General features: G+C 61.8%; 5 protein-coding genes. All 5 read right to left on the bottom strand.

Annotation, left to right across the window (positions count from 1 at the left end; all coding sequences use genetic code 11):
* Positions 1 to 196 precede the first annotated feature (196 nt).
* On the bottom strand, positions 197 to 1,615 hold the full coding sequence (locus tag CAF79_RS13220) for an FAD-dependent oxidoreductase (protein WP_007909438.1): 1,419 nt from the start codon (positions 1,613 to 1,615) through the stop codon (positions 197 to 199).
* Between the two features lie 33 nt (positions 1,616 to 1,648).
* On the bottom strand, positions 1,649 to 6,094 hold the full coding sequence (gene gltB, locus CAF79_RS13215) for a glutamate synthase large subunit (RefSeq protein WP_085698121.1): 4,446 nt from the start codon (positions 6,092 to 6,094) through the stop codon (positions 1,649 to 1,651).
* A gap of 349 nt (positions 6,095 to 6,443) precedes the next feature.
* Complete coding sequence (locus tag CAF79_RS13205) at positions 6,444 to 8,045, bottom strand: AAA family ATPase (protein ID WP_085698120.1); 1,602 nt, start codon at positions 8,043 to 8,045, stop codon at positions 6,444 to 6,446.
* A 10-nt stretch (positions 8,046 to 8,055) separates the two neighbouring features.
* Positions 8,056 to 9,156 carry a 3-dehydroquinate synthase gene (gene aroB, locus CAF79_RS13200; protein ID WP_085698119.1) on the bottom strand — a complete coding sequence of 367 codons (1,101 nt, stop codon included), beginning with the start codon at positions 9,154 to 9,156 and terminating at the stop codon, positions 8,056 to 8,058.
* A 152-nt stretch (positions 9,157 to 9,308) separates the two neighbouring features.
* A complete protein-coding gene (gene aroK / locus CAF79_RS13195) occupies positions 9,309 to 9,827 on the bottom strand; it encodes a shikimate kinase AroK (RefSeq protein ID WP_011332081.1) in 519 nt (172 codons plus the stop codon).
* Positions 9,828 to 9,829: the final 2 nt, after the last annotated feature.

Genomic DNA, 9,829 nt, shown 5'->3' with positions numbered 1-9,829 from the left:
CGAAATCTCCCACGGATCTGTACTGCGCCAACAGTCAGAATCGAGCCTTGTCCCTCCTCCTCCCTTCAAGTACCAGCATACAAGCGAGCTTGCTCGCGAATAGGCCTGTACATCCAACATTGAAGTTGACTGACAGGCCGCTTTCGCGAGCAAGCTCGCTCCCACAGAGTTATTGCTTTTGTTTCAGGATCCGGGTTTAGACGCCCAGGTAATCCAGGATCCCTTCCGCCGCATTACGGCCTTCGAAGATTGCCGTCACCACCAGGTCGGACCCGCGCACCATGTCGCCACCGGCGAAGATTTTCGGGTTGCTGGTCTGGTGCTTGTACTGACCTTGCTCGGGCGCAACGACGCGACCCTGGCTGTCGGTCTGGATCTCGAACTGCTCGAACCATGGCGCCGGGCTCGGGCGGAAACCGAAAGCGATGACCACGGCGTCGGCCGGGATGATCTCTTCGGAGCCCGGAATCGGCTCGGGGCTGCGACGGCCACGGGCGTCCGGTTCGCCGAGACGGGTCTCGACCACTTTCACGCCTTCGACCTTGTCCTCGCCAACGATGGCGATCGGCTGGCGGTTGTAGAGGAATTTCACGCCTTCTTCCTTGGCGTTCTTCACCTCTTTGCGCGAGCCGGGCATGTTCGCTTCGTCACGACGATAGGCGCAGGTCACCGACTTGGCGCCCTGGCGGATCGACGTGCGGTTGCAGTCCATCGCCGTGTCGCCGCCGCCCAGCACCACGACCTTCTTGCCTTTCATGTCGACAAAATCTTCCGGCGACTTTTCAAAGCCCAGGTTGCGGTTGACGTTGGCGATCAGGAAGTCCAGCGCGTCATACACGCCTGGCAGATCTTCACCGGCAAAACCGCCCTTCATGTAGGTGTAGGTACCCATGCCCATGAACACGGCATCGTATTCGGCGAGCAGCTGCTCCATGGTCACGTCCTTGCCGACCTCGGTGTTGAGGCGGAATTCGATGCCCATGCCGGTGAAGACTTCGCGGCGATTGCTCAGCACGGTCTTCTCGAGCTTGAACTCGGGGATGCCGAAGGTCAGCAGACCGCCGATTTCCGGGTTCTTGTCGAACACCACCGGAGTCACGCCGCCGCGCACCAGCACGTCGGCACAACCCAGACCCGCCGGGCCCGCGCCGATGATCGCGACACGCTTGCCGGTCGGTTTGACCTTGGACATGTCCGGGCGCCAGCCCATGGCGAACGCGGTGTCGGTGATGTACTTCTCGACCGAACCGATGGTCACCGCACCGAAGCCGTCGTTAAGGGTGCACGCACCCTCGCACAGACGATCCTGCGGGCACACCCGGCCGCAGACTTCCGGCAGGGTGTTGGTCTGGTGCGACAGCTCGGCGGCCTGGAGGATGTTGCCCTCGGCCACCAGCTTCAGCCAGTTCGGAATGAAGTTGTGCACCGGGCACTTCCATTCGCAATACGGGTTGCCGCAACCCAGGCAGCGGTGGGCCTGATCGGCCGACTGCTGGGGTTTGAACGGTTCGTAGATTTCCACGAACTCTTTCTTGCGTTGACGCAACAGTTTCTTCTTCGGATCCTTGCGCCCGACATCGATGAACTGGAAGTCGTTATTCAGACGTTCAGCCATTGTTAAAACCTCATCAAACTCTTCAGGCGCATATCACTGCGGGTTGGCACGGGTGCTGGAAAGCAACGACTTCAGGTTGGCAGCCTTCGGCTTGACCAGCCAGAAACGACGCAAGTAGTCATCGAGGTTCTCGGCGAGTTCACGACCCCACTCGCTGTCGGTTTCCGCGACGTACTCGTTCAGCACGTTCTGCAGGTGGCTGCGATAGGCTTCCATCGCCTCGCCGCTGATCCGCTGGATTTCCACCAGTTCGTGGTTGACCCGGTCAACGAAGGTGTTGTCCTGGTCGAGCACGTAGGCGAAACCACCGGTCATGCCAGAGCCGAAGTTGTAACCGGTCTTGCCCAGAACGCAGACAAAACCACCGGTCATGTACTCGCAGCAGTGATCGCCGGTGCCTTCCACAACCGTGTGGGCACCGGAGTTGCGCACGGCGAAACGCTCGCCTGCGGTGCCGGCGGCGAACAGCTTGCCGCCGGTGGCGCCGTACAGGCAGGTGTTGCCGATGATGGCGCTTTCCTGAGTCTTATAGGCGCTGCCTTTCGGCGGCACGATGGTCAGCTTGCCACCGGTCATGCCTTTGCCGACGTAGTCGTTGGCGTCGCCTTCCAGGTACATGTTCAGACCGCCGGCGTTCCACACGCCGAAGCTCTGACCCGCAGTGCCCTTGAAGCGGAAGGTGATCGGCGCTTTCGCCATGCCCTGATTGCCGTGCTTGCGCGCGATTTCGCCGGAGATCCGTGCGCCGATCGAACGATCGCAGTTGCAGATGTCCAGATCGAACTCGGCGCCGCTGAGGTCGTTGATCGCCGATGTCGCCATCTCGACCATTTTCTCGGCCAGCAGGCCCTGGTCGAATGGCGGGTTGCGCTCGACGCCGCAGAACTGAGGCTTGTCCGCCGGGATGTGATCGCTGCCCAGCAGCGGGGTCAGATCCAGGTGATGCTGCTTGGCGGTCTGGCCTTCGAGGACTTCCAGCAGATCGGTACGGCCGATCAGCTCCTCGAGGGAACGCACGCCCAGCTTGGCCAGCCACTCACGGGTTTCTTCGGCGACGTAGGTGAAGAAGTTCACCACCATGTCGACGGTGCCGATGTAGTGATCCTTGCGCAACTTCTCGTTCTGGGTGGCGACGCCGGTGGCGCAGTTGTTCAGGTGGCAGATACGCAGGTATTTGCAGCCCAGCGCGATCATCGGCGCGGTGCCGAAGCCAAAGCTCTCGGCGCCGAGAATCGCTGCCTTGATCACGTCGAGACCGGTTTTCAGGCCGCCGTCGGTCTGGACCCGGACCTTGCCGCGCAGGTCGTTGCCGCGCAGGGTCTGGTGGGTTTCGGCAAGGCCGAGTTCCCACGGCGCACCGGCGTATTTGATCGAAGTCAGCGGCGAGGCACCGGTGCCGCCGTCGTAGCCGGAGATGGTGATCAAGTCCGCATAGGCCTTGGCCACACCGGCGGCGATGGTGCCGACGCCCGCTTCAGCCACCAGTTTCACCGAGACCAGCGCATTCGGGTTGACCTGTTTCAGGTCAAAGATCAGCTGCGACAAATCTTCGATCGAATAGATGTCGTGGTGCGGCGGTGGCGAAATCAGGGTCACGCCCGGCACTGCGTAACGCAGCTTGGCGATCAGCCCGTTCACTTTACCGCCCGGCAGTTGCCCGCCTTCACCCGGCTTGGCGCCCTGGGCAACCTTGATCTGCAGCACTTCGGCGTTGACCAGGTATTCCGGGGTCACCCCGAAACGGCCGGTCGCGACCTGTTTGATTTTCGAGCTCTTGATGGTGCCGTAGCGCGCCGGGTCTTCGCCGCCTTCGCCGGAGTTGGAACGCGCACCGAGGCGGTTCATGGCTTCGGCCAGGGCTTCGTGAGCTTCCGGCGACAGGGCGCCCAGCGAGATGCCGGCGGAGTCGAAGCGCTTGAGCACCGATTCCAGCGGCTCGACTTCGCTGATGTCCAGTGGTTTGTCGAGGGTCTTGACCTTGAACAGGTCGCGGATCATCGACACCGGGCGGTTGTCCACCAGCGAGGTGTATTCCTTGAATTTGGCGTAGTCGCCCTGTTGCACAGCGGCTTGCAGGGTGTTGACCACGTCCGGGTTGTAGGCGTGGTATTCGCCACCGTGGACGAACTTCAGCAGACCGCCCTGCTGGATCGGCTTGCGTGGACTCCAGGCTTCGGTGGCCAGAGCTTTCTGCTCGGCTTCGATGTCGACGAAACGCGCACCCTTGATACGGCTCGGCACGCCACGGAAGCTCAGCTCGCAGACTTCCTCGGACAGGCCGATGGCTTCGAACAGCTGAGCACCGCGATACGACGCGATGGTCGAGATGCCCATCTTCGACAGGATCTTCAACAGACCCTTGGTGATGCCCTTACGGTAGTTCTTGAACACCTCGTAGAGGTCGCCCAGCACTTCACCGGTCCGGATCAGGTCGCCCAGCACTTCGTACGCCAGGAACGGATAGACCGCCGAGGCGCCGAAACCGATCAGTACGGCGAAGTGGTGCGGATCGCGTGCAGTGGCGGTTTCAACCAGGATGTTGGAGTCGCAGCGCAGGCCTTTTTCGGTCAGGCGATGGTGCACCGCGCCGGTGGCCAGCGAGGCGTGGATCGGCAGTTTGCCCGGCGCGATATGGCGGTCGCTCAGGACGATCTGGGTACGACCGGCACGCACGGCTTCTTCAGCCTGATCGGCGACGTTGCGGATCGCCGCTTCGAGACCGACGCTTTCGTCGTAGTTGAGGTCGATGATCTGCCGCTCGAAACCCGGGCGGTCGAGGTTCATCAGCGAGCGCCACTTGGCCGGGGAAATGACCGGCGAGCTGAGGATCACGCGCGAGGCGTGTTCCGGCGATTCCTGGAAGATGTTGCGCTCGGCACCGAGGCAGATTTCCAGCGACATCACGATCGCTTCACGCAGCGGGTCGATCGGCGGGTTGGTCACCTGCGCAAACTGCTGGCGGAAATAGTCGTACGGCGTGCGCACGCGCTGGGACAGCACGGCCATCGGCGTGTCGTCGCCCATCGAACCAACGGCTTCATAGCCTTGTTCGCCAAGCGGACGCAGTACCTGATCGCGTTCTTCAAACGTGACCTGATACATCTTCATGTATTGCTTGAGTTGATCGACGTCGTAGAAAGCCGAACCGTGATCGTTGTCTTCCATGGTCGCCTGAATGCGCAGGGCATTCTTGCGCAGCCATTGCTTGTATGGATGACGGGATTTCAGACGGTTGTCGATCGCGTCGGTGTCGAGGATCTGCCCGGTTTCGGTGTCCACGGCGAAGATCTGGCCCGGGCCGACACGGCCTTTGGCAATCACGTCTTCAGGCTTGTAGTCCCACACGCCGATTTCCGACGCGAGAGTGATGAAACCGTTGGTGGTGGTGACCCAGCGCGCCGGGCGCAGACCGTTACGGTCGAGCAGGCACACCGCGTAGCGACCGTCGGTCATTACCACGCCGGCCGGGCCGTCCCACGGCTCCATGTGCATCGAGTTGTACTCGTAGAACGCACGCAGGTCCGGATCCATGGTTTCGACGTTCTGCCACGCTGGCGGGATGATCATCCGCACGCCACGGAACAGGTCGATGCCGCCAGTGACCATCAGTTCGAGCATGTTGTCCATGCTCGAGGAGTCGGAACCGACACGGTTGACCAGCGGGCCGAGTTCTTCCAGATCCATCAGATCGTTGGTGAACTTGGTGCGGCGGGCCTGGGCCCAGTTGCGGTTGCCGGTGATGGTGTTGATCTCGCCGTTGTGGGCGAGGAAGCGGAATGGCTGGGCCAGCGGCCATTTCGGCAGGGTGTTGGTGGAGAAGCGCTGGTGGAACACGCAGATTGCGGTTTGCAGGCGCTGGTCACCCAGGTCCGGATAGAACGCGGCCAGGTCGGCCGGCATCATCAGGCCTTTATAGATGATGGTCTTGTGGGAAAAGCTGCAGATGTAGTGGTCGGTGTCGGCGGCGTTGGCCACGGACGAACGACGACGGGCGCTGAACAGCTTGACCGCCATGTCCTGATCGCTCAGGCCTTCGCCACCGATGTACACCTGCTCGATCTGCGGCAGGCGCTCAAGGGCCAGGCGGCCGAGGACGCTGGTGTCGATCGGCACTTTGCGCCAGCCGATCAGTTGCAGGCCTTCGGCCAGGATCTCGCGGTTCATGTTCTCGCGAGCGGCTTCGGCCTTGGCCGGATCCTGATTGAAGAAGACCATGCCCACGGCATATTGCTTGGGCAGCTCGACGCTGAAGGTTTCCTGGGCAATGGCACGCAGGAACACGTCGGGCTTTTGAATCAGCAGACCGCAACCGTCACCGGTCTTGCCGTCGGCATTAATCCCACCGCGGTGGGTCATGCAGGTCAGGGCCTCGATGGCCGTTTGCAAAAGGGTATGACTGGGTTCGCCCTGCATATGGGCTATCAGGCCGAAACCGCAGTTATCCTTGAATTCATCTGGTTGGTACAGACCTGCTTTCATAGACACTTTCTCACCAGGCTGCCTCTTGTCGAGGCAAATTTCTTTTCAATTCAACCACTTGCTTGCCGCGCCGAACGTACGCCGGCTTTGCGGGGGCAAAAGGGTGGTCATTGTACACAGCGACACAGAGGCTCACAAATTTGACGACGAAATGTCGCAAATTCATGTCGCATTTGTGAAAGGTTTAAAGCGATCTGCTGTGCTAGTCAAAACTTTTTTAATTTTGACCGCAACGACTCAAAGACTACTGTGACGCAGACACCACAAGGCACGCGACCTGAAAGGAAGCGCGCACTTGTAGAAATTTTGAGGTGCTTGGAGAGGCGGCCTGGGTAAGGCCGCCGAATCTTCAGCGAGTTGTTGCCAGTTCCTGTTGGACGCTGGCGACAGTGCGAGGCCAAGGTTTACCAGCCTGAACCTTCGCTGGCAAGGCCTTGATGGCAGAAACGGCTGCATCACGATTGGCGAAGTTGCCGTAGGTGATCACGTACAGAGGCTTGCCGTTGAGGACTTTCTTGAAGTAACGGTACTCACCGCCCTGCTCCTTGACGAAGTTTTGCGCGGTCGCTTCGGAGCTGGTGCCGAGGATCTGCACCACGTAGTTGCTGGTCGGCTGACCGGCGTACCAGCTGCCACCGGCTGCCTTGGCGACGGTGACCGGCTTCTCGGCAGGTTTGGCGGCGGCAACAGGCTTGGCAGGCGCAGGAGCCGGTTTGGCCGCTGGAGCGGCAGGAGCTGGCGCAGGCTTGGCGGTAGCGACCTGGGTTGGCGCCGGGGTCGGTTTGGCTGCCGGAACCGGAACCGGGGTCGGCGCAGGACCGGCCGGAACGCCCGCCGGTGGCGCAGTGGTGGTCACGGTCGGTGGCGTGTTGCTGGAACCTTCGACCGGCACACCGTCGTCGCCTTCGGTAATGCCGCCAGCCGCTTCAGCCAACGGACCGCGCATCACCGGTTGCGAGTTGCCGACCAGCGGCAGTGGCATCGGCTGGGTATTGCCGTTGAATTCGACGGACGGCGCGCCACCCGCCTGCGGCGTGCCCTGGCCCAATGGCAGTTGCGCCTGCTCGTTGGCCGGCGCACCGGTGGTCGGCGCCTTGTTGCGACCCGGCATCAGCCAGGCGGCAGCGACCGCGACCACAACGACGGCGGAAATCGCCAATACGTGTTTCTTCGGCATGTTGAACCCCATACTTGGACGCTTGACCGCGGAGCGGCTGGCAATCATGACTTCGATCAGAGCATCGCGAGCGACCTGGTTGATGTTGCCCGGCCAACCCTCGGAGCTTTCGTGAATATCAGAGATCTGATCCGCGGTGAAAAGTTCGACACCCCGGCCCGCGCCTTCCAGCCGCTGGTCGAGATACTCGCGGGTTTCTTCTTCGGTGTACGGCTGCAATTCGATGACGTGGAAGCGCTCTTCCTCAAGGTGCAAAGCCTCGAGCTGGGCGATCAGCGACGACTCACCGAACAGGAACACATGCGGGCGGCCTTCCGGAGCGCCGGCGCCCAGCGCCATCAGGGCTTCAAGCGCGGACTCGTCGAGCTGCTCGGCATCGTCAACCAGCAGATAGACTTCCTGCCCTGTCAGCGCCAACTGTACGACCTGATCGAGAATCGCCCCGACCTCGGCCTGCGCCACGTCCAGCGCTTGGGCGATCTGACGCAGCACGCCGGCTGCATCGCCTGCGCCACGGGCGGAAACGACAACGCTCTGCACCGATTGCTTGTTGGTGCTGGCGACCAGCGCCTGACGCAGCAGGGTCTTGCCGCTGCCCTGCGGGCCGGTAACCACCAGCAGCAACTGGCTGTAACGCGCCAGATGATGCAGCTGCCCCAGCACCGGCTTGCGCTGGGCCGGGAAGAATTTGAAGCCCGGAACCCGCGGCGCGAAAGGGTCGTGACTTAACTGGAAATGGCCGAGGAACGCCTCGTCGGCATGCAAACTAGTCATCGGAATCTTATTAACCTTTAAGCTGAGCCAGAGCGCGGTAATCCGCTCCCAGCGTGGCCTGTAGAACCTCTTTCGGATAATCGTCGGTCACCACCGCTTCGCCCATCCGGCGCAGCAGCACCAGGCGCAAGCGACCGTCGATCACTTTTTTGTCAATTGCCATGTGTTCAAGAAAATCGGCTTCGGTCATCTCTTCCGGCGGGATCACCGGCAGACCGGCACGCTGGAACAGGCGGATGCCGCGATCACGCTCCTGCTCGCTGATCCAGCCGAGGCGCGCGGACATTTCCAGTGCCATCACGGTGCCAGCGGCGACCGCTTCGCCATGCAACCAGACACCATAGCCCATGTGGGTTTCGATGGCGTGGCCAAAGGTGTGGCCGAGATTGAGGGTGGCCCGCACGCCGGTTTCCTTCTCGTCGGCACCGACCACCGCAGCCTTGGCGGCGCAGGAGCGTTCGATAGCATAGGTCAGGGCCGTTTGATCCAGCGCGCGCAGGGCGTCAACGTTGTCTTCGAGCCAGGTCAGGAATGGCTCGTCGCAGATCAGGCCGTACTTGATGACTTCCGCCAGGCCTGCAGACAGCTCGCGCGCGGGCAGGGTTTTCAGGGACGCCGTATCGATCAGCACCACGTTCGGCTGATAGAACGCGCCGACCATGTTCTTGCCCAGCGGATGGTTGATCCCGGTCTTGCCGCCCACCGACGAATCGACCTGGGACAGCAGCGTGGTAGGAATCTGGATGAAATCGACGCCACGCTGGTAGCAGGCGGCCGCGAAACCGGCCATGTCGCCGATTACGCCGCCGCCGAGGGCGATTACCGTGGTGCGGCGGTCATGACGGGCGGTCAGCAGGCCGTCGAAGATCAGTTGCAGGGTTTCCCAGTTCTTGAAGGCTTCGCCGTCGGGCAGCACCACGGAAATCACTGAGAACTGCGCCAGGCTGCGGGTCAGACGCTCGAGATAGAGCGGCGCAACGGTCTCGTTGGAGATGATTGCCACTTGCCGCCCGTGGATATGCGGGGCCAGCAATTCAGGCTGGTCCAGTAATCCTTCGCCAATATGAATCGGGTAGCTGCGCTCGCCTAGGTCGACCTTGAGTGTCTGCATGTGTCCCCACAGTGAAGATGGAAGCAGGCGTCCTGCCCTGAATTATTGGTTGTCTGCGGCCTGTAGCGGGTATGACGCCGCTCGCACGCCATCCGCCACAACCTCGGCGGGCTGTGACAGGACGCCGAGGATAGCGCATTTCGAGCGATGCTTTAACGGGGCGGAAGCTGCGCCAGGCGGTCGAGAATATCGAGCACGACCATGCGCGGTGGCCGCTCGTCGGTTTCCACCACCAGATCGGCGATTTCCCGATAGAGCGGATCCCGGATCGCCAGCAGATCGCGCAGGGTTTTCTCCGGATTGGCGGTGCGCAGCAACGGCCGGTTGCGATCGCGAGAGGTGCGGCCGACCTGCTGTTCGACAGATGCGTGCAGGTAGACCACCCGCCCGCCCTCGTGCAGGGCCTTGCGGTTGGCATCGCGCATCACCGCGCCGCCGCCGGTCGCCAGCACCACGCCGTCGAACGCGCACAACTCGGCGATCATCGCCTGCTCACGATCACGAAAGCCGGGCTCGCCTTCCTTGTCGAAGATCCACGGGATATTGGCGCCCGTGCGCAGTTCAATTTCCTTGTCGGAATCCTTGAACGGCAGGCGCAGCTCTTTGGCCAGTAATCGGCCGATGGTGCTTTTTCCAGCCCCCATCGGTCCTACAAGAATCAAATTTCGCACAG

Source organism: Pseudomonas sp. B26(2017) (assembly GCF_002113045.1).
Classification (GTDB): domain Bacteria; phylum Pseudomonadota; class Gammaproteobacteria; order Pseudomonadales; family Pseudomonadaceae; genus Aquipseudomonas.
Note: the sequence above shows the minus strand (reverse complement) of the source record. Positions and strands in the feature narration are given on the sequence as shown.